25 protein-coding genes and 4 tRNA genes are annotated in these 24,822 nt (G+C 70.9%); 6 read left to right on the forward strand and 23 right to left on the reverse strand.

Features of this window, described 5'->3' with window-relative positions:
- Window positions 1–17: 17 nt before the first annotated feature.
- The 6 genes from DEI93_RS11010 to DEI93_RS11035 form a co-directional block, all read right to left on the reverse strand.
- Window positions 18–1,031, reverse strand: coding sequence for a TolB family protein (locus DEI93_RS11010; RefSeq protein WP_111119315.1), 1,014 nt, complete (start codon window positions 1,029–1,031; stop codon window positions 18–20).
- 172 nt (window positions 1,032–1,203) lie between these two features.
- Window positions 1,204–2,043 (reverse strand): carbohydrate ABC transporter permease, encoded by an 840-nt coding sequence (locus tag DEI93_RS11015; protein WP_111009451.1) that lies wholly within the window; start codon window positions 2,041–2,043, stop codon window positions 1,204–1,206.
- Entirely contained in the window at window positions 2,036–3,031 is a 996-nt protein-coding gene (locus tag DEI93_RS11020; protein WP_111009450.1) for a carbohydrate ABC transporter permease, read from the reverse strand. The genes DEI93_RS11015 and DEI93_RS11020 overlap by 8 nt, the downstream gene beginning before the upstream one ends.
- A gap of 82 nt (window positions 3,032–3,113) precedes the next feature.
- Window positions 3,114–4,430, reverse strand: a complete 1,317-nt coding sequence (locus DEI93_RS11025) for an ABC transporter substrate-binding protein (protein ID WP_111009449.1) — start codon at window positions 4,428–4,430, stop codon at window positions 3,114–3,116.
- Between the two features lie 111 nt (window positions 4,431–4,541).
- Window positions 4,542–5,657: a Gfo/Idh/MocA family protein gene (locus tag DEI93_RS11030; protein ID WP_111009448.1), complete on the reverse strand. Its 1,116-nt coding sequence runs from the start codon at window positions 5,655–5,657 to the stop codon at window positions 4,542–4,544.
- A complete protein-coding gene (locus DEI93_RS11035; RefSeq protein WP_111009447.1) occupies window positions 5,654–6,400 on the reverse strand; it encodes a sugar phosphate isomerase/epimerase family protein in 747 nt (248 codons plus the stop codon). The genes DEI93_RS11030 and DEI93_RS11035 overlap by 4 nt, the downstream gene beginning before the upstream one ends.
- 176 nt (window positions 6,401–6,576) lie before the next feature.
- Here DEI93_RS11035 and DEI93_RS11040 point away from each other — a divergent pair, with 176 nt between their 5' ends.
- Together DEI93_RS11040 and DEI93_RS11045 are read left to right on the forward strand one after the other, a co-directional pair.
- A complete protein-coding gene (locus tag DEI93_RS11040; RefSeq protein ID WP_111119238.1) occupies window positions 6,577–7,791 on the forward strand; it encodes an ROK family transcriptional regulator in 1,215 nt (404 codons plus the stop codon).
- A 28-nt stretch (window positions 7,792–7,819) separates the two neighbouring features.
- On the forward strand, window positions 7,820–8,464 hold the full coding sequence (locus DEI93_RS11045; RefSeq protein ID WP_111119237.1) for a YqaJ viral recombinase family protein: 645 nt from the start codon (window positions 7,820–7,822) through the stop codon (window positions 8,462–8,464).
- Between the two features lie 8 nt (window positions 8,465–8,472).
- Here the strand turns inward: DEI93_RS11045 and DEI93_RS11050 are convergent, their stop codons facing one another.
- The 6 genes from DEI93_RS11050 to DEI93_RS11075 all read right to left on the reverse strand — a co-directional run bounded on the left by DEI93_RS11050 (window position 8,473) and on the right by DEI93_RS11075 (window position 12,235).
- Entirely contained in the window at window positions 8,473–9,099 is a 627-nt protein-coding gene (locus tag DEI93_RS11050; RefSeq protein ID WP_111009444.1) for a Pr6Pr family membrane protein, read from the reverse strand.
- A gap of 192 nt (window positions 9,100–9,291) precedes the next feature.
- A complete protein-coding gene (gene rplA / locus DEI93_RS11055) occupies window positions 9,292–9,984 on the reverse strand; it encodes a 50S ribosomal protein L1 (RefSeq protein WP_111009443.1) in 693 nt (230 codons plus the stop codon).
- A gap of 79 nt (window positions 9,985–10,063) precedes the next feature.
- Complete coding sequence (gene rplK, locus DEI93_RS11060) at window positions 10,064–10,495, reverse strand: 50S ribosomal protein L11 (RefSeq protein WP_111009442.1); 432 nt, start codon at window positions 10,493–10,495, stop codon at window positions 10,064–10,066.
- Between the two features lie 126 nt (window positions 10,496–10,621).
- The gene (gene nusG, locus DEI93_RS11065; RefSeq protein WP_111119236.1) at window positions 10,622–11,677 is read right to left on the reverse strand and encodes a transcription termination/antitermination protein NusG; all 1,056 of its coding nucleotides are present in this window, start codon (window positions 11,675–11,677) and stop codon (window positions 10,622–10,624) included.
- A 119-nt stretch (window positions 11,678–11,796) separates the two neighbouring features.
- Window positions 11,797–12,078 carry a preprotein translocase subunit SecE gene (gene secE / locus DEI93_RS11070; protein ID WP_111009440.1) on the reverse strand — a complete coding sequence of 94 codons (282 nt, stop codon included), beginning with the start codon at window positions 12,076–12,078 and terminating at the stop codon, window positions 11,797–11,799.
- Between the two features lie 84 nt (window positions 12,079–12,162).
- Window positions 12,163–12,235: transfer RNA gene (locus DEI93_RS11075), tRNA-Trp, on the reverse strand.
- 210 nt (window positions 12,236–12,445) lie between these two features.
- Between DEI93_RS11075 and DEI93_RS11080 the strand changes: the two genes are divergently transcribed.
- Window positions 12,446–13,660 (forward strand): pyridoxal phosphate-dependent aminotransferase, encoded by a 1,215-nt coding sequence (locus tag DEI93_RS11080; RefSeq protein WP_111119235.1) that lies wholly within the window; start codon window positions 12,446–12,448, stop codon window positions 13,658–13,660.
- Window positions 13,661–13,742: 82 nt separating this feature from the next.
- Here the strand turns inward: DEI93_RS11080 and DEI93_RS11085 are convergent, their stop codons facing one another.
- From DEI93_RS11085 to DEI93_RS11095, 3 genes are read right to left on the reverse strand one after another with little or no spacing between them, the layout of a single operon-like run.
- A complete protein-coding gene (locus tag DEI93_RS11085) occupies window positions 13,743–14,849 on the reverse strand; it encodes a UDP-N-acetylmuramate dehydrogenase (protein WP_258370173.1) in 1,107 nt (368 codons plus the stop codon).
- Window positions 14,850–14,857: 8 nt separating this feature from the next.
- Window positions 14,858–15,286 (reverse strand): MaoC/PaaZ C-terminal domain-containing protein, encoded by a 429-nt coding sequence (locus DEI93_RS11090; RefSeq protein ID WP_111071328.1) that lies wholly within the window; start codon window positions 15,284–15,286, stop codon window positions 14,858–14,860.
- Window positions 15,283–15,732, reverse strand: a complete 450-nt coding sequence (locus DEI93_RS11095; RefSeq protein WP_111049301.1) for an FAS1-like dehydratase domain-containing protein — start codon at window positions 15,730–15,732, stop codon at window positions 15,283–15,285. The genes DEI93_RS11090 and DEI93_RS11095 overlap by 4 nt, the downstream gene beginning before the upstream one ends.
- Window positions 15,733–15,896: 164 nt before the next feature.
- Between DEI93_RS11095 and DEI93_RS11100 the strand changes: the two genes are divergently transcribed.
- Window positions 15,897–16,700: a helix-turn-helix transcriptional regulator gene (locus DEI93_RS11100; protein ID WP_146244353.1), complete on the forward strand. Its 804-nt coding sequence runs from the start codon at window positions 15,897–15,899 to the stop codon at window positions 16,698–16,700.
- 40 nt (window positions 16,701–16,740) lie between these two features.
- On the opposite strand, the gene DEI93_RS11105 is transcribed toward DEI93_RS11100, so the two are convergent.
- From DEI93_RS11105 to DEI93_RS11130, 6 genes are all read right to left on the reverse strand, one after another.
- Entirely contained in the window at window positions 16,741–17,682 is a 942-nt protein-coding gene (locus DEI93_RS11105; RefSeq protein ID WP_111009435.1) for an AraC family transcriptional regulator, read from the reverse strand.
- Window positions 17,683–17,786: 104 nt separating this feature from the next.
- Window positions 17,787–17,860, reverse strand: a tRNA-Met gene (locus DEI93_RS11110).
- Window positions 17,861–17,895: 35 nt separating this feature from the next.
- A tRNA-Thr gene (locus tag DEI93_RS11115) sits at window positions 17,896–17,967 on the reverse strand.
- 98 nt (window positions 17,968–18,065) lie between these two features.
- Window positions 18,066–18,830 (reverse strand): M23 family metallopeptidase, encoded by a 765-nt coding sequence (locus DEI93_RS11120; protein WP_146249508.1) that lies wholly within the window; start codon window positions 18,828–18,830, stop codon window positions 18,066–18,068.
- Window positions 18,831–19,286: 456 nt separating this feature from the next.
- On the reverse strand, window positions 19,287–20,108 hold the full coding sequence (locus tag DEI93_RS11125; protein ID WP_111009433.1) for an inositol monophosphatase family protein: 822 nt from the start codon (window positions 20,106–20,108) through the stop codon (window positions 19,287–19,289).
- Window positions 20,109–20,202: 94 nt separating this feature from the next.
- Window positions 20,203–20,284 (reverse strand) — tRNA-Tyr (locus DEI93_RS11130).
- Between the two features lie 124 nt (window positions 20,285–20,408).
- Here DEI93_RS11130 and DEI93_RS11135 point away from each other — a divergent pair.
- Both DEI93_RS11135 and cls read left to right on the forward strand, forming a co-directional pair.
- Window positions 20,409–20,897: a YajQ family cyclic di-GMP-binding protein gene (locus tag DEI93_RS11135; protein ID WP_111013542.1), complete on the forward strand. Its 489-nt coding sequence runs from the start codon at window positions 20,409–20,411 to the stop codon at window positions 20,895–20,897.
- A 36-nt stretch (window positions 20,898–20,933) separates the two neighbouring features.
- Window positions 20,934–22,394, forward strand: coding sequence for a cardiolipin synthase (cls, locus tag DEI93_RS11140; protein WP_111036812.1), 1,461 nt, complete (start codon window positions 20,934–20,936; stop codon window positions 22,392–22,394).
- Here cls and DEI93_RS11145 read toward each other — a convergent pair.
- Entirely contained in the window at window positions 22,375–23,442 is a 1,068-nt protein-coding gene (locus DEI93_RS11145) for a DUF418 domain-containing protein (RefSeq protein WP_111119233.1), read from the reverse strand. The genes cls and DEI93_RS11145 overlap by 20 nt on opposite strands.
- A 7-nt stretch (window positions 23,443–23,449) precedes the next feature.
- Window positions 23,450–24,820 (reverse strand): FAD-dependent oxidoreductase, encoded by a 1,371-nt coding sequence (locus DEI93_RS11150; protein ID WP_111036814.1) that lies wholly within the window; start codon window positions 24,818–24,820, stop codon window positions 23,450–23,452.
- Window positions 24,821–24,822: the final 2 nt, after the last annotated feature.

The raw sequence follows: 24,822 nt of genomic DNA on the forward strand, positions 1-24,822 counted from the left end.
TGCGATCTCGACGCGGGTCAGTCGACTGGGTAGTCGCAGTAGGCGAACCACGTCGAGCTCGGCGCCCACGGCGGCACGTTCACCGTTCCCTGGCCACCCTGCGTCACCGCGACGGTCCGCGGAGCCTCGGTCGTGGTCCCGAGCACGGCGTCGCCGGGGAGCATCCGGAGTTCGACGTCGCGGTCGGCCGGGTGCCCCTGGGTGCCCGTCGGGTACGCCAGGTACAGCAGGTGCCGGCCGTCCGGGGACGGGTGGGGGAACCAGTTCACCCGCTCGTCGTGCGTCAGTTGCTCCGCTCGTTCCGTCAGCGCGGGGTGCTCCGCGGTGCTGTCCGGCACCCCGTCGAGTCGCAACCGTGTCAGCTGCGCGTGCCCGGGCTCGGGCTCCCATCGTTCGGAGTTCCAGAGCAGGGCGGACCCGTCCGGGGCGAACACCACGCCGTCGTCGGCGTGCTCGTCGCGCGTCACGAACGTCGGTTCGCCGGTCGCCGGGTCCACGAGCGCGACGTCCGTCGACCACACGCCGTCGTCCGACAGCTCGCCGACGATCGCCGCGAGCGAGGACCCGTCGGGCGCGATGCCGTGCAGGTAGAACTTGCGGCGGACCGGCGCGGCGGCGGCGTCGGTGATCCGCTCGGCGGGCTCGGCCGCGGTGCCCTCGGGCAGGGTGACGCGGTAGAGGTCGCCGTCGCGGGCGGAGACCACGATCGAGGTGCCGGACGGATCGAGCACGTGGTCGTTGTTGATCTCCGGGACACCGTCCATCGGCACCCGCACCAGGTCGTTCTCGTCGAGGACCAAGCCGGTCCGCGGCACGGGGAGCGTGAAGAGGTCGCCGTCGCCGTTGAGCACGAGCCGTTCGTCCGAGCTCCCCGCCCGGTCGATCCACACGTTCGGCGCCTCGACGAGCACGCGGTCGCTCACGAACACGACGCGGTCCTCGCCGGTCGTCACGTCGACCACGTGCACCCGGCTCGTCTGTCCGGGCCGCAACTGCCGCCCGCGCGGCTCACTCGTGCTGTCGTCGCTCATGGTCTCCATCCTCTCCTGGTCCGCCGCCGTCCGCCGGTCGCTCGGACGCGCCGTGCGGAGACAGGTCGGCCTGTCCCGCCGGCTCCGGACCGTCGCGCCAGCGACGGGGCGACCGTGCCGGGAGGGACGGTGCGGGTCCGACCCGCACCGTCCCTCCCGGAGTGGCTCGTCCCTACTTGACGGCGCCTGCGGTCAGACCGGCGACGAACTGCCGCTGGACGATGAGGAACGCGACGACGACCGGGATGCTGACCACGAGCGAGGCGGCCATGATCTGGTTCCAGTACACGTTCGTCTGGGTCGAGTACTGCTGCAGGCCCACGGCGAGGGTCTGCGAGTTCCCGTTCGTCAGGACGGACGCGAACAGCACCTCACCCCAGCTCGTCATGAACGAGTAGATCGCGACGGCCACGATGCCCGGTCGCGCGGCCGGCAGGATCACCCGGAACAACGCCCCGAGCGGACCCGACCCGTCCACCATGGCGGCCTCGTCGAGATCGCGCGGGATGGTCTCGAAGTAGCCGGCGAGCATCCAGATCGAGAACGGCAGCACGAACGTCAGGTACGTGATGATCAGGCCGAGCTGGGTGCCGACGAGCTGGATGCCGAGGAGCTGGTCCAGGTTGACGAAGATGAGGTACAGCGGCAGCAGGAACAGCACGCCGGGGAACATCTGGGTCGCCAGGATCGAGGTGGTGAACGTGCTGCGACCGCGGAACGTCCACCGCGACACCGCGTACGCGGCGAAGATCGCGATGACGAGCGAGAACAGCGTCGCGATCGAGCAGACGACCAGGCTGTTCACGAAGTAGGTCGCCAGCGGCACCGTGGTCCAGATGTCGATGAACGGCTGGAAGGTGAGGTGTGTCGGGATCCACGTGAACGCGCCCTGCACGTCACCGAGCGGCTTGAGGGCCGAGGTGATCATGACGTACAGGGGCACGATCGTGAAGATCGACAGCAGGACGATGACGATGACGCGGAACGTCTTGGAGCCAGTTGTCTCACGCACGCTGGGACCTCCGGTTGGTGAAGAGCAGGTAGGCGCTCGTGACGATGAGCAGGAACAGCAGCAGCAGCACGCTCATCGCGGCGCCGGAGCCGAAGTTCCACGTGATGAACGAGGCGTTGTAGATGTGGAACGAGATGAGGTCCGCGGCCGGCGGCTGCGCGGTCGAGCCGAACAGCACGTAGGGCGTGTTGAAGTCGTTGAAGGTCCAGAGGAACATCACGAGGACCAGGGTGACGTTGACCGACCGCACCATCGGCAGGGTGATGCTGCGCCACTGCCGGAACGGCTTGGCGCCGTCCACCGAGCTCGCCTCGTAGACGTCCTGCGGGATCGACTGCAGGCCTGCCATGAGCATGAGGAACGCGAACGGCCACAGCCGCCAGATGGCGACGATCACGATCGCGACGAACGCGTTGTTGCCGATCAGCCAGAACGGACCGTGCGCCATGAGGTGCAGCTGGTCGACGAGGATGTGGTTGATCGCGCCGGTGTCGCGCTGGAACATGAACTTCCAGGCGATGATGCCGGCGTAGAGGGGCAGCGCGTAGGGCACCAGGAACAGCGTGCGGAACAGGGAGCGTCCGCGGAACTCGCGCTGCAGGGCGACCGCCGCGGCCATGCCGAGGACCCACGCGAACCCGACCACCAGGACGGTGAACCCGCACGTGACCAGGAACGAGTTGAGCAGGCTCTTGCCGATCGCCTGGTTGAAGTCGAGCGCGACGCTGTAGTTGTGCAGGCCCGCCCACGGTGCGCTCGACCAGTTGGCGATGAAGTACTTGGTGAGCTGGACGAGGCTGATCCAGATGCCCGTGAGCATCGGGACGATGTGGATGAGCAGCTCGAACAGGATCGCGGGAGCCAGGAGCACGTACGGCAGCCACTGCCCGTGACGGCGCCGCTTGGGCGGCTTGTTCGCGAGCGTGGACCGTGAGTCGGTCGTCAGCTCCGCAGCTCGGGACGACTCGGGGAGGACCGTCGTTGACATGTGGATCACCTTCCGGCGGGTGCAGGGATGGGAAGGGGCGGCGCCCCGGGCGATGGCACCATCACCCGGGGCGCCGTCGGGATCAGCCGTTGGCCTGGGACACCTGGTCCTGCGCGGTCTGCAGTGCCGACTTGATCTGGCTGGTCGACACCGTGCTGCCGGTGGCGATCTTGGCGAACATGTCGTTCATCGACTTGCCCACGGTGGACTCGAACTGGTCCTCGGCCGGCACCAGCGGCAGCGGCTTCGCCATCGTGTTGTAGATGTTGAGGAACGTCTTCGTCTCGGCGGACAGGTCCGTCGCGTTCGCGGCGCTCTTGAGCACCGGCAGGGCCGCGTACGGCTTGTCGAGGGTCGCCTGGGTGCTCTCGCTCGTCATGAACTTGACGAACTTGAGCGCGCCGTCCTTGTTCTTCGTGTTCTTGAAGATGGACAGGTTGATGCCGGCCGGGAAGCTCGCGATCTGCTTCGCACCCGTCGGCGCCGGGAAGGGCACCACACCGTACTTGTCGGCGGACATGCCGTTCGACTGGATGGTGGCGTCGGCGTTGTTCTGGTTGAGGATCATCGCCGCCTTGCCCTTGGCGAAGTCCGACGTCGACTGCGTCGCGTTGTCGTACTGGGCGTTCGAGGTGTTCACGGCCTTCTGGGTCTGCATCAGGTCGAGGTACCGCTTGATGCCGTTGACGTTCGCGGTCGAGGTGAACGTCGGGTCACCCTTGCTGTTGAACCACTGGCCACCGTTCTGCGCCGAGTTGATGAACGCGAAGTGCGCGTTCTCGGTGTAGGAACCCGCGGCGAGGGAGAACCCGTACTGACCCTTGGCCGGGTCGGTGAGCTTCTGCGCGTCGCTCGTCAGCTCCTCCCACGTCGTCGGCGGCTTGAGACCGGCGGCGGCGAACATGGCCTTGTTGTAGAAGAGGCCGTAGGCGAGGCCGTAGAGCGGGACGCTCGTCACGGTCTTGCCGGGGGCGCCACCGGTGGACAGCGGCACCTTGCCGAACTTGTCCGAGCCGCCGATCGCCTTCATCGCCGAGCTGTCGAACGGCATGAACGCGCCGGTGGCCTGGAGCGAGGTCGCCCAGGTGTTGCCGATGTTGACCACGTCCGGGCCCTGGCCACTAGTGACCGCGGTCTGGATCTTGTTCTGCAGGTCGTTCCACCCGATGACCTGGAGGTTCACCTTGATCCCGGTCTGCTTGGTGAACTTGGCCAGCTCCGGCGTGAGCACCTCCTTGTCGTTCTGGAGGCTCGTGCCCTGGTTGCTCGCCCAGTAGGTGAGCGTCTTGCCGTCGCTGCTGGAGGATCCGGATGAACCGGAGGAGGAACAGGCCGCGAGGCCCGTGACCATCAGTGCGCCTGCGGCGGCGACGGCCAGTGCGCGGAATGTGGTGCGCATGACTCTCTGCTTTCTCGTCGTTGAGTGGGAGGTGCTATCGGGAAGGGAAAGGAAGGGAAACGGAAGTTCGGGGGCCCGCGCGGCCGTTGGTGTCGGCCGCGCGGGTCGGGGTCAGGCGAGCGTCGACGCCGCGGGGTCGAAGTCCTCGGGGAGGACGGGACTCGAGGACACCGTGCTCTCGACGCGGACGGGGCCGTGCTGCTCGGCGGCCTCGGCGATCGAGACCATGACGTCGAGCACGTGGAACGCCAGCGCACCGGGGACGCGTTCCGGCACGTCGGCGCGGATCGCGCGAGCGAGCTCGACGACGCCGGTCCCCCGCGTGTAGGTCGACCCCGTGGCGGGGATGACCTCGGGCTCCTCGGAGCCGGCGGTCCAGAGCTTCGTGTCCCCGTCGAACATGTTCGGGTCGGGGAACACCACGGTGCCCGTCTCGCCCGAGACCTCGACGAACCCGGCACGCGGCTGGGCCGACTCGAAGCTGAAGATGCTCTGCGCGCTGCCACCGTTCTCGAACTCGATGAGCGCCGAGTAGTGCGTCGGGACCTCGACCGGGAACTCCGTGCCGGCCTTCGGCCCGGACCCGATCACACGGGTGGCGCGGGCCTTCGACGCGGTGGCGCTCACCTGCGCGACCGGGCCGAACACCTGGACGAGCGTCGTGAGGTAGTACGGGCCGATGTCGAACAGCGGGCCACCGCCGAACGCGAACAGGAACTCGGGGCTCGGGTGCCAGGACTCGGGGCCGGGGCTCTGCATGATCGTCAACGCGTTGAGGGGCGTGCCGATCGCGCCACCGGCGATGGTGCGGAGGGACGTCTGGAGCCCGGCGCCGAGGAACGTGTCCGGCGCGACGCACACGCGCTTGCCCGCGGCGTGGGCCGCCTCGACGAGGGCGCGGCCGCTCTCGCGGTCGAGGGCGTACGGCTTCTCGCCCCAGACGTGCTTGCCGGCCTCGAGTGCCTTGGTGGCGACCTCGACGTGGGCGGCGGGGATGGTCAGGTTCACGACGATCTCGATGTCGTCGATGGCGAGGAGCTCATCGACCGTGCCGGAGCCGGGGACGTTCCACTTCTCGGCCTGTGCCGCCGCACGCGGCAGGTCGATGTCCGCGATGAACAGGACCTCGAGGTCGGGGAAGACGGTGAGGTTGGAGAGGTACTGGTCGCTGATCACGCCGGCGCCGATGACGCCGACGCCGACCCGGCCGGTGCGTGCGGCGCTCATGCCTGGACCCCCGTGAGGAAGGCGTGGCTGTCGGCGACGGCCTGGAACACGTCGCCCTCGTGGTCGTCGAGTTCGATGACCTGCTGGGCCTGCGGCGCCGCGGCGATGATCTCGCGGACGGGCATGATGCCGTTGCCGACCGCGACCTGGGCCTTGTCGTTCTTCGTCCCGTCACCGTCCTTGACGTGCAGGAACCGGACCTTGTCACCGAGCTTGCCGAGGATCTCGACCGCGGAGTCACCCCCGACCTGGCACCAGTACGTGTCGAGCTCGAGCACGACGTCGTCGTGCAGGGCGTTCGCGAACACCTCGTAGGCGGAGACGCCGTCGATGCGGTGCTCGAACTCGAACGCGTGGTTGTGGTACCCGAGGGCCAACCCGTGGTCCGCTGCCCGTGCGGCGACGGCTCCGAGCTCGCGGGCGATCGCCTCGACGTCCTCGCGGGTGGTCCAGCGCGCCTCGTCGATGTGCGGGTCGATGAGCGTGGTGAGGCCGACGGTGACGCTCGCGCTGAGGATGCGATCGAGATCGAGGCCGGCGTCGCCGAGGAGGCGAGCGTGACCGCTCGGCGCGGTGAGGCCCGTGGCCTGCAACGCCTCGGCGTACTCGTCCGCGCGGTCGACGTAGCCGGCGAGCTCGACGTTCGTGAACCCGATGTCGGCGATGCGCCGCAGGGTTCCGGGTAGATCGGTCGCGATGGCGTCCCGGACGGTGTAGAGCTGGACCGAAAGCGGTGGGGTCACCTGGTTCTCCTCGTCGAGTGGTGCGGTACCGGCCGGTGTCGGTCCTCCTCCGCGAGGGGCGCCGGCGCTGGCCGCAGGTCACACTACGAGCACTTCTGCCGAGCGTCAAGCAGAAGTCACATGTCGCTCGGCGATCTTGCTTGCTGCCGCCGTCGTTAGTGTGGTTCACTCCGACCATGGTCGATCTGACGCGTGCGGCAGCGCCGCCCACCGTCGGGGCGAGTGAGCTGTTCCAGATCCTGCGGGACGGCGTCCCCCGTACCCGCGCCGAACTCGCCGCCCGCACCGGGCTGTCCCGCTCGACCGTCAGCGTGCGCCTCGACGCGCTCGTCGAGGTCGGCCTCGTCGGCCCGCTCGACACGGCTGTCTCGACGGGCGGACGGCCACCCGCGCAGATCGCACTCCGACCGACCGCGCGGGTCGTCGCCGCCGCCGACCTCGGTGCCTCCCACGGGCGTGTCGCGCTGACCGACCTCATGGGCAACCGCCTCGCGATGGACGAGGCCCGCATCGACATCGCCGAGGGGCCCGTCCCGATCCTCGAGTGGCTCGTCGGGCGCCTGGACCTGCTGCTCGACCGGATCGGTCGCCGCCGCGAGGACGTCGTCGCCATCGGGATCGGTCTGCCGGGCCCGGTCGAGTTCTCCACCGGACGCCCCGCCAATCCGCCGATCATGCGCGGCTGGGACGGCTTCGACGTCCCCGGATGGGTGCGCCAGCACATCGACACCCACGTGCTCGTCGACAACGACGTCAACATCGCGGCGCTCGGCGAACGGGAGCACGCGTGGCCGGACGTCGACCACATGATGTTCGTCAAGGTCGCCACCGGTATCGGCTCCGGCATCGTGTCCGAGGGCCGCCTCCAGCGTGGCGCACAGGGCACCGCCGGCGACATCGGGCACGTCCGCGTCGCCCGCGCGGGCGAGGTCCCCTGCCACTGCGGCAACACGGGCTGCCTGGAGGCCGTCGCCTCCGGTCCGGCGATCGCCCGCGCGCTGCGCGCGAAGGGCCACGACGTCACGTCGAGCGACGACATCCTCGCGCTCGTCGCCCGCGCGGACATCGACGCGATCGGCGCCGTCCGGCAGGCCGGCCGCGACATCGGCGAAGTCCTCGCCACGTGCGTCTCGCTCATGAACCCGGCCGTCATCGCGCTCGGCGGGTCGATGGCGCAGGCGGGGGAACACCTCCTGGCCGGCGTGCGCGAGGTCGTCTACTCCCGATCCATGCCGCTCGCGACCTCGCACCTGGTCATCGCGCAGTCCCGCGCGGGCTCCGCCGCCGCGTTGCACGGCGCGTCCGCCCTGGCGATCGACTACGCGCTCTCCCCCGCCGGGATCGACGAGATGGTGGCCGTGGGCGAGGATCGCCGCCTCGTGTCCTCCTGACCGTCCCGGCGCGAGGGACAATGGTCGCGTGACCATCGTGCAGCCGACGCTCTCCCTCTGGGACGACGACGACGCGCACGACCGGTTCACGGTCCTCCGCGACCACACCGCGCGCATCCTGGCCGACGCGACCGACCGCGTCGACTGGCTCCGTGCCCGCGCGGCCGGGATCACCGCGACCGACGTCGCCCGGCTCGCGTCCCTCCACGCCGTGGAGGCCGTGGTCGCCGACAAGCGCTACGGCTCACGGTTCTCGGGCAACGCGTTCACGGACCACGGTCGCGAACGCGAACCGGTGATCGCCGCCTGGGTCGCCGCCACGCACGGCATCGAACCGTCGAGCGCCCTGTTCCACGCCCGCACGAACCGAGCCCACCTCGCCACACCGGACGGCGTCGGACACGATCACCAGGGTCGTCTGGTGCTCGCCGAGATCAAGACGACGTCGACGGGCTGGCGTCGGATCCCCCGCCACTACCTGCGGCAGATCTGGTGGCAGCAGTACGTGCTCGGCGCCGAGCGCACGCTGTTCGTGTGGGAACGACACGACGACTTCGTGCCCGTCGCCGACGAGCCCGAGTGCCGCTGGGTGGATCGCGACGACGACCAGATCCGCGGGCTCGTCGAACTCGCCGACCTCGTGCTCGACCGCCTCCGCGTCGCCCGGAGCTGACGCCGGGGCTACCGCCGCTCGACGCGGAGGAGCCGCACCCGCGCCACCCGCGCGACGACGATGCCGATGAGGGTGATGAACACCCCGATCGCCACACATGCGATCGCCACGACGCCGTAGCCCTGCCGCGGATCGAGGAACGGGTACGGCACCCAGCCGTCGGTGCCGCCCCGGACGAGGACCACGCCGAGCCAGACCGCGGGGTAGACGAGGAACCACGGAACGCGCCGCAGCGAGATCGGACGTCGGTCGTCGACGAAGAGCCAGTCGAGTGCCAGGTAGAGCGGCACCCAGCGGTGCAGGACGTCGTTCGACCAGGCGAGCCCGAACGCGCCGAGCGGGACGTGCACGAGGAGGGTGTTGTACACGACGCCCGTCGTGGCCATGTACGTCGTGGCAGCGGCGCGCACGAACGTCAACCGGCTCGTCGACCGTCCACGCGCGGCGAGCACCACGACCGCGACGAGCACCACCGCGGCCACGCAGTTCGACTGGATGGTGAAGTACCCGAAGAAGTCCCACGGTCGGAACACGTCCCCGCGCACGAGCACCACGAGCTGCCCCACCACCGCGGTCACGATCGCGATCGCGACGACGAGCCGGACGGCGGACACGACGGTGAGGCTGGTGCGCACGTGGCTCACAGTAGTGGCCCCGGCTGCTGCACCGTGCCTCCCGACAGCTGCCTGTGGACGTCTGCCGAGCGCGGGCGGTGCTGTGGGCGGACGGTCCCTGTCGCGGATGGTCCCCGGCGGCTCGGACGGCGCAGGAACGCGGAACGGCCCACACCGCGTGCGGCGGTGTGGGCCGTTCGGGTCCTCCGGGACTCAGCCGATCGCGTTGACGTCGAGCGGGATGCCCGGGCCGAACGTCGTCGAGATGGCGCCCTTCGTGATGTAGCGGCCCTTCGAGGCGCTCGGCTTGAGGCGGACGACCTCGTCGAGCGCGGCGGTGAGGTTCTCGTTCAGCTGCTCCGGCGTGAACGAGGCCTTGCCGACGACGAAGTGCACGTTTGCGTGCTTGTCGACGCGGAACTCGATCTTGCCGCCCTTGATGTCGTTCACCGCACCCGCGACGTTCGGGGTGACGGTGCCCGTGCGGGGGTTCGGCATGAGACCACGCGGGCCGAGGACGCGGCCGAGACGACCGACCTTGCCCATGAGTTCCGGCGTCGCGACGGCCGCGTCGAACGAGGTGTAGCCGCCGGCCACCTTCTCGATGAGCTCGTCGCCACCGACCTCGTCGGCACCCGCGGCGATGGCGGCCTCGGCCGCCGCACCCGTCGCGAAGACGATGACCCGGGCGGTCTTGCCGGTGCCGTGCGGGAGGATGACGGTGCCGCGCACCATCTGGTCCGCCTTGCGGGGGTCGACGCCGAGCTTCAGCGCGACCTCGACGGTCGAGTCGAACCTGCTCGAGCCGGTCTCGCGCGCGATGTCGACGGCCTCGGACGGGGTGTAGTACCGGTCGGCCTCGATCTTCGCGGCCGCGGCCCGGTAGGCCTTGGAATTCTTCGCCATGGTGGTTCTCCTAGTCGAGAGTGTGGTTGACGAGCCTGGCGAGGCTCTCCCACGGGGGTGTCGGAAGGGGTGCGGGGCCTCAGGCCTCGACGGTGATGCCCATGGAGCGGGCGGTGCCGGCGATGATCTTCGCCGCGGCGTCGACGTCGTTGGCGTTGAGGTCGGCCTGCTTCGTCTCGGCGATCTGACGGACCTGGTCCATCGAGATGCGCGCGACCTTGACCGTGTGCGGGGTCGCGGACCCCTTCTGGATCCCGGCGGCCTTCTTGATGAGCTCGGCGGCCGGCGGGGTCTTGAGGACGAACGTGAACGAGCGGTCCTCGTACACGGTGATCTCGACCGGGACGACGTTGCCGCGCTGGGACTCGGTCGCCGCGTTGTAGGCCTTGCAGAACTCCATGATGTTCACGCCGTGCTGACCGAGCGCGGGACCGATCGGCGGGGCGGGGTTGGCCGCGCCGGCGTTGATCTGCAGCTTGATCAGGCCCGTGACCTTCTTCTTCGGAGCCATGTCTCTTCCTTCTCCTGGGTTCGAACGCACGGGGACCCGTGCACTCTCCCGCTCGTCCGGCCGTTCCGGACCGCGGTGGCGAGCTCGGTCCGCGACACGGATCCGAGCCCAAACTCGAACAGTCTACTAGAGCTTCGTCACCTGGTCGAAGCTGAGTTCGACCGGCGTCTCGCGCTCGAACAGCGAGACGAGGACCGTGAGCTTGCCGCTCTCCGGCTTGATCTCGGAGATCGACCCCGGCAGACCCGCGAACGAGCCCTCCTTGATGGTGATCGTCTCGCCGATCTCGAAGTCGACCTCGGCGGGGGTGACGCGCTGTGCCGCGGCACCACCCTTCGCGCCGCCCTTGGCCGGGGCCACCTCGGCCACCTGCACCAGGCTCTTCAGCATGCCGAAGGCCTCGTCGAAGCGGAGCGGCGTGGGGTTGTGCGCGTTGCCGACGAAGCCCGTGACGCCCGGCGTGTGACGCACGACCGACCAGCTGTCCTCGTCGAGGTCCATGCGGACGAGCACGTAACCCGGGATCCGGACACGCGTGACGAGCTTGCGCTGGCCGTTCTTGATCTCGACAACGTCCTCCATCGGGACCTCGACCTGGTAGATCGCGTCCTCCATGGACATCGACACCATGCGGTTCTCGATGTTGGACTTCACACGACGCTCGAAGCCCGCGTAGGAGTGGATGACGTACCACTTGCCCGGCTTCATCCGGAGCTCGGTCTTGAACGCCTCGTACGGGTCGACCTCGACCTCGTCCTCGTCCTCGTCGCCCAGCGCGTCGGCGGCCTCCTCGGCGGCCAGGTCCGCGTTGGCGGCGACGAGGTCACCCTCGGCCTCCTCGGTCTCGAGCTCGAGCTCTTCCTCGTCCTCCACCGCCTCGACGGCGGCCTCGGCCTCTTCCGGCGTGTCGATCTCGAGCGCGTCGTCGACGATCGCGTCGGCCTCGGGGTCGCGCGACTCGGCGAGGGCGGCGAGCGCCTCGTCGAACGCGTCGCCGTCGGTCGCGCCGGTGGCGAGGGCCTCGTCCTCGTCCTCGACGGACATGGCGCGCTCCTCGGCGGACTCGATCGAGCGACCTTCGGAGGTCTCGACGTTGCCTTCCTGGTTCTCCTCGACCTCGGAGCCCTGCTCGGCGGCGGTCGAGAGGTCGATGTCGTCGCGAGCGCGAGAGTTGTCAGACACTGTCGGTTCTTTCCGTTCGGTTGGCGGATCGGGTGTTCGTTCGGTCCGGTCCGGCGGTGCGGCGCGGCCCCGGGGAGCCGACGCGGATCAGGACTCCGGTCCGGAGCCCGTGGTGGTCGTCAGGAGGTCGCGCCGTTCCCGAAGACGTAGCCGACGCCCCACCCGAACACGAAGTCGAGCACGGACACGAGCACCATCATCACGACGACGAAGACGAGCACGACACCGGTGTAGCTGAACAGCTCACGACGCGTCGGCGTGACGACCTTGCGGAGTTCAGCGATCACCTGGCGGATGAACAGCGCGACGGCGGCGACGGGACCGCGACGCTTCTCGCGGTCACGCTTCGCCTTGGTGACGACGTCGTCGGTCGTCGTCGTCTCCAGGTCTCTTCTCGCCACTTCACACCCTTCGGAGGCCAGATCGCAGACGGTGCGCCTGCTGACCCGTCGTCCGGTCCGCACCGGATCGTGCGGACCGAGCTGCAGGGCGGACAGGACTCGAACCTGCAACCTGCGGTTTTGGAGACCGCTGCTCTACCAATTGAGCCACCGCCCTTCGGAAGGGCTCGCCCTTCCGTCGGTGAGGGAATCCATCCGCTCGACCGTGTCACCCTACCGGGTGCCCGACCGAGGGGCGATCACACGGCGAAGAGGCGCGCGAGAGCGTGGCGGATTCCGACCACCGCGCATCAGTCTACGGGAGCGGCGGAGGCGGTGTCCACTCGGGTGCCTCCGGCCAGGCGGGGCGCCCCGGTAGGCTGACCGCGTGAGCACCGAAGCCCCCCGTTCCGCGCCCCGCATCGCCTCCCGTGTCGCCGCCATCGCCGAGTCGGCGACGCTCAAGGTCGACGCCAAGGCGAAGGCGCTCAAGGCCGAGGGGCGCCCGGTCGTGTCGTTCGCGGCGGGCGAGCCCGACTTCGCGACGCCGCAGCACGTGGTCGACGCCGCTGTCGACGCCGCCCGCGACCCCCGCAACCACCACTACACACCGGCCGCCGGGCTGCCCGAGCTGCGCGAGGCGATCGTGGCGAAGACCCGGACCGTGTCCGGCGCGGACGTCACCGCCGGACAGGTGATCGTCACGAACGGTGGCAAGCAGGCGGTCTACCAGGCGTTCGCGACCCTCGTCGACGTCGGCGACGAGGTCCTCCTGCCCGCCCCCTACTGGACCACCTACCCCGAGGCGATCCGTCTCGCGGGCGGCGTGCCGGTCGAGGTCTTCGCCGGGAGCGACCAGGACTACCTCGTCACGGTCGAGCAGCTCGAGGCCGCCCGCACCGACCGCACGAAGGTGCTCCTGTTCTGCTCGCCGTCCAACCCCACGGGCGCCGTGTACTCCCCCGAGCAGACCCGCGCGATCGGCGAGTGGGCGCTCGAGCACGGCATCTGGGTGATCAGCGACGAGATCTACCAGGACCTCGTCTACGACGGCACGGTCGCGACGGGGATCCTCGCCGCCGTGCCCGCGCTCGCGGACCAGACGGTGCTCGTCAACGGCGTCGCGAAGACCTACGCGATGACCGGCTGGCGCGTCGGGTGGATGATCGGCCCGGCGGACGTCGTCCGCGCCGCCGGCAACCTGCAGTCGCACCTCTCATCGAACGTCTCGAACGTCTCGCAGCGTGCGGCGATCGCGGCGCTCACCGGGCCGCAGGAGCCGGTCATCGCCATGCGCGAGGCCTTCGCCCGTCGGCGCCGACTCATCGTCGACGGTCTCAACGCCATCCCCGGGTTCACCACGCCCACGCCGCAGGGCGCCTTCTACGTCTACCCGGACGTCACGGCGCTGCTGGGCCGCACCTGGCGGGGCGTGACGCCGACCACGTCCCTCGAGCTCGCGGACATGATCCTGGACGAGGCCGAGGTCGCTGTCGTGCCCGGGGAGGCGTTCGGACCGAGCGGGTACCTGCGCCTGTCCTACGCACTCGGCGACGACGACATCCGCGAGGGCGTCGCACGTCTGATGCGCCTGTTCTCCTGATCCCCCGCGGCCCGCGCCCCGACGAACGGGTCGCCGGCCGGGAGGCCCGACACGTGCCCGGAACGTGCGTCCCAGCGAGCGGTCAGTCCGGCACCGAGTCGAGCAGGTCACCGACCACGACGGGTTCCGGCACGAGGGCGACGCCGAACCGGGTCATGACCATCGTCTGGACGTAGCGCGCGAGCTCGGCGACCTCGCTCGCGCTGGCGCCACCACGGTTCGTCAGCGCGAGCGTGTGCTTCGACGACACGGCGGCCCGCGACCCGGGCAGGGCGAACCCGCGGTGCACGCCGGCGTGCTCGATGAGCCAGGCCGCGCTGAGCTTCACCCGCTCGTCGGCGACCGTCGGGGGCGCCGCCGGAGCAGACCCGAGCGGGACGACCGCCGGAGCGGCGTCCGGTGCGACCGGCCAGCGCGGTGCGTCGAGCGGCAGGGTCGCGGCGAACGTGGGCGACACGATCGGGTTCGTGAAGAACGACCCCGCGCTCGCGGTGTCCGCGTCCGTCGGGTCGAGCACCATGCCCTTCGCGGCGCGGAGGCCGAGCACCGCCGACCGGACCGCGGTCGGGGCGACGGCCGCGCCGAGCTCCACGGCGAGCGCGGTCGCGAGCTGCGGGTACCGCACGGGGACGCCACGGTCGTCGGCGAGACCGAGGCGGAACTCGACGGTGAGCACGACCCCCCGGCGTCCGCGCTTGAACACGCTCGTGCGGTATCCCAGGCCCAGTTCGTCGACGGGGAGCCAGGCCCGCTCTCCGGTGTCGGCGTCGAGGAACTCCACCGCGGCGAGGACGTCGCCGACCTCGACGCCGTACGCGCCGACGTTCTGCACGGGACTGGCACCCGTCGTCCCGGGGATCCCGGAGAGCGCCTCGAGCCCGGTCCAGCCGCGTTCGACGGTCCGGGCGACCAGGTCGTCCCAGGGTTCGCCCGCCGCGACGCGGAGCCGGACGGCGTCCGAACCGTCCGGGACGACCTCGACCCCGCGGGTCCGGACCAGCAGGACCGTTCCGGGGAACCCGGCGTCGGCGGCGAGCAGGTTGCTCCCGCCGCCCACCACGAGCCAGTCGTCGCCGTCGGCCCAGGTCCGTCGGGCCGCCTCGACCAGCCCGTCCGTCGTCGCACACACGACGAGCCGGGTCGGACGGCCGCCGACGCGCAGGGTCGTGAGCTCCGCGAGTGCGGTCACCGACTCGGTCAGCGGAACACCACCCACACCTGGGCCTTGCCGAGCACGGTGACGCCCGCCGCGGTGACCGTGAGGTCGATGCGCTCCGGGCGGCCGTCGTCGTCGAGCAGCCCGATCGTCGCGACGACCGTGACGTCGGCGCCGCCCTCGGCGTCGACGACCACGGGACGGGTGAAGCGCACCCCGTACTCGCGGACCCACCCGCGGTCACCGAGCCACTCGGCGACCGGCTGCACGGCGAGCCCCATCGTGAGCATGCCGTGCGCGAGCACACCGGGGAGCCCGACCGCCGCCGCGACGTCGTCGCGGTAGTGGATCGGGTTGAAGTCGCCGGAGGCCCCCGCGTACCGCACGAGGGCATCGCGCGTCAGGTGCACCGTCCGCTCGGCCACGACGGCACCGACCTCGCTCGCGCCGGTGGTGTCGACCGCGCTCATGCGACGTCCCCCCGCACGACCAGGGTCGACGTGGCGGTCACGACGTGGGCTCCCGAAGCGTCGACCACGGCGGACTCCGCCGTGACCATCGCGTTGCCGCCGAGGGTCTTGACCCCCGTCACCGTCAGGGTGGCCGTGAGTTCGTCGCCGGCGACGATGGGTCGCTCGTAGCGGAAGCGCTGCTCGCCGTGCACGACCCGCGCGAAGTCGATCCCCGCGTCCGGCTCGGCGAGGAGCTGCGCGAGCGTGGCCTCCTGCACGACGACCGCGAACGTGGCCGGCGCGACGACGTCGGGGTACCCGGCGGCGCGGGCGGCCGCGGCGTCGAGGTGGACGGGGGCGGTCGCGAAGACGGCGCGAGAGAACTCACGGACCTTCTCGCGACCCACGAGGTACGGCGCTGCCGGCGGGAACGTCCTGCCGACGAGCTCGGGGTTCACTGACACCCGGGCAGTCTACCGAGGACCGCGTGCGCGGCACCCTGCCCGGCTCGGAGCCAGTGAACGAAGACAGTTGTCCCGTGCGCGCACGGCTTCTCCGCGTGCGCGCTCCCCGGCGGTCCCGACGTCCGTCCCGCTCCTAGGATTCCGGGGCAGGAAAGCGAGGGCGAGTGACGCAAGTGTCGGGGCAGCCCCGGTCGACGGAAGAGGACGGTGTCCCCACCGACCGGCAGGCGGGCACGGACCACGTGGGGTCCGATCACGTGCGCGTGCTCCGTCTCCGCCACGTGGTCAGCCCCGAGGACCACGGGAGCGATCACCACCTCCTGCTCCTCCCGCCCGGCGATCACGATCTCCCCGCGACGCTCGACGTGCTCGAGGCGGTCTCGATCCAACTCGCCGTCCTGCACCGCGTGGCACGGACGACCACGGGCAACGAACGACTCCGGCTCCCCCGTCAGCCCGCGCGCCCCGTCGGCACCGCCCTGGCTCGCTACTGGGCCAGTGCCGCAGCACACGCCCGTGCCGCGGCAGCGCTGCCCGGCGTGGAGGCCGGCAGCATCGTCCGGACGACGGCCGAGGAGTCCCTGGCGGCGGCCACCATCGCGGCCTTCGAGCTCGCGCCGGTCGACGCCGGGCTGACCGAGGCCCCCTTGGCTGTCCGGCGCGCGGTGGCGTTCATGGAGGAGCACGCCGGCGCACCGATCACGATCACGGACGTCGCCGCGGCCGCGCACATGAGCGTCCGCGGACTCCAGAGCGCCTTCCGCCGCGCGCTCGGGTCGACCCCGCTCGAGTACCTGCGGTCCTACCGCCTCCGAAGCGCGCACGCCGACCTCGTGGCCGCGGATCCGTCCCGCGGCGACTCGGTGGCGGCGATCGCGACGCGGTGGGGCCTCATGCACGCCGGGCGGTTCTCGCAGCGCTACCGCGAGCGCTTCGGCGAGTCGCCGATGACGACGTTGCACCGCTGAACCAGCACGTTCGGGACCGTGGTGCCCGCACCACGCCTCGTCAGTGCCGCAGGGTCTCGCCCGGCGACCGGCCGTACTCCTCGCGGTAGGCACGACTGAACCGGCCGGCGTTGCCGAACCCCCAGCGCCCCGCGATCTCGGTGACGGTCGCGCCGGTCCCCGGATCCGCTGCCTCCAGTTCCTCGTGAGCGGCGGCGAGCCGAGCCCGCCGGAGATGGTCGAGCGGCGTCGTGTCGAGGTGCCGACGGAACGCGAGCTGCAGTCCGCGCACCGACATCCGGGCCTCCGCGGCGATGTCGGCCACGCTCATCGGACGGCCGGGGTCGTCCTCGATGAACCGGACGGCGCGCCGCACGGACGACGGGAGCGAACCCGTCCCGCGGACCGTGCCCGCCACGACCTCGATCGGGAACGCGTGGAGCGCGGCACCGATGAGCGCGCGGAACGCCTGCTGCCGGACCAGGTCGAAGCCGCCCGACAACTCGTCCTCGCCATCGTCCATGACTCCGCTCGCGGCGAAGTCGACCACGCTGGACCAGAGCGCCGCCGCCGCCGCCGACACGGGCGCCGTGCCGTGGAACCGGACGACCGCCGTCTCGGCGCCGAGGTGCTCCGCGGCGAGCCGCTCGACCGCGGCCGTGGTGACGTTCACGACGAGGAGCCGCGAGTCCTCCGAGTGGCTGCGGACGGCGCCGTGCCACAGGGACGGGCCGGCGGTGGGTCCCGTGTCGACGTTGTCGTAGCGGCCCTCGAGCGTGTGGACGATGCTGAAGCCGTCCGTCAGGTCGCTGGCGAGGTCCATGACCGATCCGAAGCGGATCCGGGCGAAGGTGACGTCCTGGTCTCCGTCGACGTGTTGGGTGAACCGGAAGCCACCTCCGGCGGGCACGTCCTGCACCCGCACCGTCGGGTAGACCGTGCGGAGCGCCGCCAAGGCCTCGTCCGGATCGCTCGTGTCGAAACGCGCGTGGATGAGGGCCATGATCCATCCTGCCTGTCGGTCGCACCGCGACTGCGGGGGACGGAGCGGCCGCGGCCAGGACCGGCCGGACCGACGCCAGCGGCGTCGACCGAGCCGGAGAACGGTAGCGAGGGCGGGACTTGAACCCGCGACACCACGATTATGAGCCGTGTGCTCTAACCAACTGAGCTACCCCGCCGCGGACACCGCGGCGCGGGGAGCGCTGCGGGTCGGAGCCCCGAGTCAGGATTGAACTGACGACCCCTTCCTTACCATGGAAGTGCTCTACCACTGAGCTATCGGGGCGTGGCCGCGGACGGGAACCCGGCGCGCGGCACCGTACGAGGATAGCAGAGCCGGCGCGCCGTGCGTGCACCGGTCACGCTCCCCGGGCGTGCCGAGCGTCAGTCCGCGTTCGCCCGGAGCCAGGCGATCGGGTCCACCGCGACGCCGTCGACGTGGACCTCGAGGTGCAGGTGCGGACCGGTGGAGTTGCCCGTGCTCCCGACCAGGCCGAGTTCGTCCCCGACCGCGACGTGCTGCCCCTCGACCACCTCGAACGAGTCGTCCTCCATGTGACCGTAGACGCTCACGAACCGCTTGCCGTCGACGTCGTGCTCGACCCACACGTCGTTGCCGTACCCGCCGTCGTCCGCCTGCACTTTGGTCACGGTGCCCGCGGCGATCACCCGGATCGGCGTGCCCGCGCCCGGCGCGAAGTCCGCGCCCTCGTGGAACGTGGAACAGAACGAGCAGCCCTCGACGTTGCGGGCGCCGAATCCGCTCGTGATCGGCACGCCGGTCGTGAACGGCCACTGGATGGTCCCGTTCGGGTCGTTCGTGAACGTGTCGCTCGTGTTCGCGGACGCGGCCGCGGGTTGGGAGACCGTGTAGCCGTCCCGACCGGTCTCGGCATCCGAGGCGCCGTCGCCGACGGTCAGGGACTGCGCGGTCGTGCCGGCGGCCGCGTGTCCCGGGAGGGGCATCGGGGACCAGGACGCCTGCGCCGGCAGGGAGGTCGACACGACGAGTCCTGCCACGAAGAGCAGCGCCACCGCACCGGTGACCCGCTCGGCCGCGCGCCGCAGCGCGCCGTCCGTGGCGACCCCGGCCCCGCGGCCCCGCCCGGCACGCCGGGGAGCCGCCACGGCCGCGCGACGCTGCGCCACGACCGGGACCGAGCCCGTCCTGCTCCCCCGCACACGGGCCGACGTGGCCGCGGCGAGCGGGACACCCGCACCGCGGACGGGCGGGACGACGAGCGGCCGGTGGACCGGCGTGACCGCGGGACCGTCGGCGGCCTCCGTGTGCGGAGCGGAAGCCGCTGGACGCGACGCGGATCGGACGCGAGCCGACCTGCGTCCACCGCTCCGGGCCTCCCGGCGTTCTGCGTCGATGCGCTGACGCCGGGTGGTCGGTGCGACCGGAGCTTCGGGACCGGTGACGGACGGGGCGGTTGCACTGGCGTCGAAGGGCATGGCGGCGTGGACGAGATCCTCAGGACGGGGCGGAACGCGCTCGCGGGGCGAGCAGTGACGGAACTGGCACGGTACCAGCGTCCACGGTGCGCCTGCCAGTCGCGCACCCCCGACCTGGGGACGGCCAGTCCGAGGCGGATGGCGCCGTCAGTCCGTGCCCTCGAGGCCCCGCACGAGCTCCACGAGTGCGCCGGCGATCACCGGCGCCGCGACGACGTACCCCCGGGCGTCACCCGAATCCCAGCTCTCGACGGTCGCGCCGGCCTCCGCCGCGACGAGGGCGCCCGCCGCCATGTCCCACGGGTTGATCCCCCGCTCGTAGTAGGCGTCGACGGTCCCCGTGGCCACCGCGCAGAGGTCGAGTGACGCCGCTCCCCCACGTCGGATGTCCCGGACCTCGGTGATGAGTCCCGCGAGCACGCGGACCTGGTCGCGGCGGCGCTCGGCGGTGTACCCGAACCCGGTCGCGACGAGGGACTCGGCGAGCGACGCCGGTGCGCCGACGTGCAGCGGGCGCCCGTTCAGCCACGCTCCGCGACCGCGTTCGGCCCGGTGGACGTCGCCCGTGGCCGGCGCCACGACGACCCCGGCGAGCGCCGACCACCGCGCGGGGTGCGGCTCGCCCTCGACCACCGCGATGCTGACGCCGTACGACGGGCTGCCGTACAGGTAGTTGACGGTTCCGTCGATCGGATCGACCACCCAGGTCAGCCCACTCGACCCCACGCTCGTGCCGGTCTCCTCGCCGAGGAACCCGTCGTCCGGTCGCACCTCGGCGATCCGCCGTCGGATCATCGCCTCGACCTCACGGTCGGCCGCGGTCACGACGTCGACGAGGCTCGACTTGCGGTCGGTGACCTCGACCCCCTCGGTCCGCCGTCGCTGCGCGAGGGCTGCGGCGTCGCGCCCGATCGACTCGGCGATGTCGGCGAGTTCCGGGACGCTGACGGTGGCGCTGGCTCCGGGCACGGGGGCCTCCTCGGGACGGACGGGGCCCGGGACGGACGGACCCGTCGGGACGACGAAGGGTCCGTCCGATGCGGACGGACCCTCGTCGCGTGGGTGGCGAGTGAGGGATTCGAACCCCCGAAGGCTACGCCGGCTGATTTACAGTCAGATCCCTTTGGCCGCTTGGGTAACTCGCCATGTGCGCACCCGACCCGTGTGATCACCGACCGGAGGCGCCGTACGAGCATACCGTGTCGGCGGTGCCGCTCGGGACCATCCGGGGCCCCGCCGCGTGGTGCCGCATTCGTTAGGCTGTCGGGCATGGCAGACAGCTCCTTCGACGTGGTCAGCAAGGTCGACAAGATGGAGGCGGAGAACGCCCTCAACCAGGCCGCCAAGGAGATCGAGCAGCGCTACGACTTCAAGGGCGTGGGCGCGTCGATCGCGTGGAGCGGCGAGGACGTCCTCATCAAGGCCAACTCCGAGGAGCGCGCCAAGGCTGTGCTCGACGTCTTCGAGTCGAAGCTCATCAAGCGCGGCATCAGCCTGAAGAGCCTCGACGCCGGCGAGCCGTACGCGTCGGGCAAGGAGTTCCGCATCGAGGCCGCGCTCAAGAACGGCATCGAGCAGGACGTCGCCAAGAAGGTCGGCGCGCTCATCCGCGGTGAGGCCCCGAAGAGCGTCAAGAGCCAGATCCAGGGCGACGAGATCCGGGTCTCCTCGAAGAGCCGGGACGACCTCCAGGCCACGATGGCCCTGCTGCGGGGGGCCGACTTCGACGTGCCGCTCCAGTTCGTCAACTTCCGCTAGCCGGCATCCCCCGACCGCCGAGACCGGAGGCCCGCTGTGGAGCACTGGCTCGACGTCGCCGTCATCGTCCTGCTCGTCCTGCTCGACCTCGCGATCCGCGCGTTCTCGATCATCTACGTGCCGATCAACCGCAAACCACAGACGGCGACGGGGTGGCTGCTCGCGATCTTCCTGATCCCGTACCTCGGGTTCATCGTCTTCCTGCTCATCGGCTCGACGAAGCTGCCGAAGGCACGCCGCGAGAAGCAGGCCGAGATCAACCAGTACATCCTCGACCAGACCGAGGGCATGGACCGGGTGCGGCGGGAACCGAGCTGGCCGTCCTGGCTGCACGGCGTCAGTGAGCTGAACCGCAACCTCGGGTCGATGCCGCTCGTCGGCGGCAACTCCGCGGAGCTCTACCCGGACTACGAGGAGTCGATCGCCGAGATGACCCGTGCGGTCGACACCGCGCGGCGCTTCGTGCACGTCGAGTTCTACATCGCGACGCTCGACGAGACGACCGCCCCGTTCTTCGACGCGCTCGGGCGAGCGGTGCAGCGCGGTGTGACGGTCCGGTTCCTGCTCGACCACATCGCGAGCCGCGGCTACCCGGGGTACCGGGCGACGCTCGCGCGCCTCGACGAGATCGGGGCGCAATGGCATCTCATGCTCCCCGTGCAGCCCCTGCGCGGGAAGTACCAGCGTCCGGACCTCCGGAACCACCGCAAGCTCCTCGTCGTCGACGGCGGGCTCGGGTTCACGGGCTCGCAGAACCTCATCGACTCGAGCTACGACACGGGGATCAACCGCCGACGGGGTCTGCATTGGAAGGACCTCATGGTCCGGTTCGAGGGTCCCGTGGTCGCGGGGATCAACGCGCTGTTCGTGACCGACTGGTACTCGGAGACGGACGAGCTCCTCGTGCGCGAGAGCGACCCGGTCCACCGCGCCGACCGGCAGGACGCCCTCGACTGCCAGGTGGTCCCCTCGGGCCCCGGGTACGACGGCGAGAACAACCTCCGCCTCTTCAACGCGCTGCTCTACGCGGCGCAGGAGCGCGTCGTGATCACGAGCCCGTACTTCGTGCCGGACGAGTCGATGCTCTACGCGATCACGACGACGGCGCAACGCGGCGTGGCGGTCGAGCTCTTCGTCGGCGAGATCGGTGACCACGCCCTGACCTGGCACGCCCAGCGCTCCTACTACGAGGGGCTGCTGCGCGCCGGCGTCCGGATCTACCTGTACAACAAGCCGACGATCCTGCACGCCAAGCACTTCACGATCGACGACGCCGTCTCGGTGATCGGATCGAGCAACATGGACATGCGGTCGTTCAGCCTCAACCTCGAGATATCGGTCATGGTCCGAGGACACCGCTTCGTCGACGCGCTCCGCGAGGTCCAGGACGCCTACCGCCGTGACGCGTTCGAGATCACGCTCGACGAGTGGCTCGAGCGGCCCACCCGTTCGCAGGTGCTCGACAACGTCGCGCGGCTCACCGCGGCCCTGCAGTAGCCGCGGCGAGGAGCATCTCGAGCGGACCGCGCCGGAACCGGTGCCGCCAAAGCACGGCGACGAGCACCGCGCCGAGCAGGAACGAGGCCGCCACGGCGGGACCCTCGGTCGGCCCGAGGGTGTGCGCGAGCACGGCGATCGCGACGATGTGCAGCGCGTAGACGGACAACGGCATGCTGCCGACCGCCACCGCGGGCCACACGATCCGCGCCAGCCGGGCTCGGCGTTCGGTCAGGAGCAGACAGGCGCCGAGGACCGCGACGGCCACCCCGGTCGAGCCGAGGACGTCGACGACCGACGACGAGTGGGCCCGCGGCGACAGCCACTCCTGCACGACCGCTGACGGTCCCGTCGCGCCGCCGGCCGAGGGCACCCCGGTGACGACGACCACCGCGGGGTCGACCGGCGCGACGACCGCACCGACCGTGTACGCGGCGACGGCGAGCGCCGTCCCCATGACGACGAGCAGCATCTGCGTCCGGCGAGCGGGGAGGTCGCTCCGCCCCACCGCGAGTCCGACGAACAGGAACCCGAGGAACGTGAGGACCGGGTACGTCCGGCCGAACTGCGCCGTCGCGGCGTCCGCGTGGGCGAACAGCGCGGCGGTCGCGAGCGCGACCGGGACCGACAGCGCGACCGCCCCCGCGGCGAACGACAGCAGGACCGACCGGGGACACCGCAGGACCGGGACGACCAGCAGGAACAGCGCCCCGTACGTCGGCAGGATCACGGCCACGGACGTGCCGAGTGCCACGAGCAGCACCCCGAGCGCGACCAGGAGGACCGCCCGGACCACCAGCCGGATCCGGGCGGCGGCCATCGCGGGCGGAGCGAACGGGCGAGTCCGACCCGTGACGAGCGCGACCGACACCCCCGCGAGCAGCGCGAAGAGTGCGGAGGAGCGCCCGTTCACGACGGCGGACCAGGTGGACGGGTCCGACCACGCCACGGTCTGGGACACCGCCCCGACGTGCGCCACGACCATGCCGGCGAGCGCGAGTGCCCGCGCGAGGTCGACCCCCACGAGGCGGCCGCCGGACGGCGCCACGGGTCGGTCAGACCCGCTGTGTGGCGCCCCGGCGGAGCGAGACGTCCACCATGTCCTCGCGCGGGACCACCTTGACGCGCGCACGCCCCGCCGGCTCGCCGAGCGCGATCTCGTGCGCGTCGAGGGCGTGCCAGCCGTCGAGGTCCGTGTACTCGACGCCGCGCTCGCGGAGCAGGGCCGGGACGGCCTCCTCCGACGGGTCCTCCGGACTCCACCAGCTCGCCTGGTCGGTGACGAGGTGCTGGACGGTCTCCATCGCGTCGGACTTCGTGTGCCCGATCAGTCCGACCGGTCCGCGCTTGATCCACCCCGTCGCGTAGACACCCGGCATCTGCTGGTTGTCGTCGTCGAGCACCTGACCCTCGTGGTTCGGGATGACGCCGTGGCGCTCGTCGAACGGGACACCGGGCACCGGCGACCCGAAGTAGCCCACCGCGCGATACACGGCCTGCACCGGGACCTCGCGGAACTCGCCGGTGCCCTCGACGCCGCCCTGACCGTCGGGCCGGGTGCGCTCGTACCGCAAGGCGGTCACCTTGCCGTCGGCACCGACGATCTCGACCGGCCGCGCGTGGAAGTGCAGGTGCAGCCGGCGTGACGCCGTGCCGGGCTCGCGCTTGCGCCACTGCTGCAGGACGCGGTCGATCACCATGACCTGCTTGTTCGTCGCCACGGCGGCCTTGGACGCCTCGTCGTAGTCGAAGTCCTCGTCGTACACGACCATGTCGACGTCCGGCACCTCGCCGAGCTCGCGGAGCTCGAGCGGCGTGAACTTGACCTGCGCGGGGCCGCGGCGCCCGAAGACGTGCACGTCGGTGACGGGCGACGCCTTGAGGCCCTCGTACACGTTGTCCGGGATCTCCGTCGGGAGCAGGTCGTCCGCGTGCTTGGCGAGGATCCGCGCGACGTCGAGCGCCACGTTGCCGTTGCCGATGACCGCGACGCTCTCGGCCTCCAGCGGCCAGGTGCGCGGGACGTCGGGGTGGCCGTCGAACCAGCTCACGAAGTCCGCGGCGCCGAACGAGCCCTCGAGGTCGACGCCCGGCACGTCGAGCTCGGCGTCCTTGATCGCCCCGGTGGAGAACACGACCGCGTTGTAGTGCCGCTTGAGGTCGTCGAGGGTGATGTCCTGGCCGAACCGGACGTTGCCGAACACGCGGACGGCACCGCCGTCGAGGACGTCGCGGAGTGCGTTGATGATGCCCTTGATCCGGGGATGGTCCGGTGCGACGCCGTACCGGACGAGACCGTACGGCGCGGGGAGCTGCTCGAACAGGTCGATCGAGACGTCGAACCCGCGTGCCTCGCGCTTGAGGATGTCGGCGGCGTAGATGCCGGCGGGGCCTGCACCGACGATCGCGAGTCGGAGAGTGGTCACCG

It is taken from the genome of Curtobacterium sp. MCBD17_035 (assembly GCF_003234815.2).
Lineage (GTDB): Bacteria > Actinomycetota > Actinomycetes > Actinomycetales > Microbacteriaceae > Curtobacterium.

Excerpts from the sequence above, each read along its gene's own strand:
- DEI93_RS11010 (WP_111119315.1), bottom strand. The coding sequence starts at position 1,031 with ATGAGCGACGACAGCACGAGTGAGCCGCGCGGGCGGCAGTTGCGGCCC.
- DEI93_RS11020 (WP_111009450.1), bottom strand. The coding sequence starts at position 3,031 with ATGTCAACGACGGTCCTCCCCGAGTCGTCCCGAGCTGCGGAGCTGACG.
- DEI93_RS11025 (WP_111009449.1), bottom strand. The coding sequence starts at position 4,430 with ATGCGCACCACATTCCGCGCACTGGCCGTCGCCGCCGCAGGCGCACTG.
- DEI93_RS11030 (WP_111009448.1), bottom strand. The coding sequence starts at position 5,657 with ATGAGCGCCGCACGCACCGGCCGGGTCGGCGTCGGCGTCATCGGCGCC.
- DEI93_RS11040 (WP_111119238.1), top strand. The coding sequence starts at position 6,577 with ATGGTCGATCTGACGCGTGCGGCAGCGCCGCCCACCGTCGGGGCGAGT.
- rplA (WP_111009443.1), bottom strand. The coding sequence starts at position 9,984 with ATGGCGAAGAATTCCAAGGCCTACCGGGCCGCGGCCGCGAAGATCGAG.
- rplK (WP_111009442.1), bottom strand. The coding sequence starts at position 10,495 with ATGGCTCCGAAGAAGAAGGTCACGGGCCTGATCAAGCTGCAGATCAAC.
- DEI93_RS11090 (WP_111071328.1), bottom strand. The coding sequence starts at position 15,286 with ATGAGCGCGGTCGACACCACCGGCGCGAGCGAGGTCGGTGCCGTCGTG.
- DEI93_RS11105 (WP_111009435.1), bottom strand. The coding sequence starts at position 17,682 with ATGGCCCTCATCCACGCGCGTTTCGACACGAGCGATCCGGACGAGGCC.
- DEI93_RS11135 (WP_111013542.1), top strand. The coding sequence starts at position 20,409 with ATGGCAGACAGCTCCTTCGACGTGGTCAGCAAGGTCGACAAGATGGAG.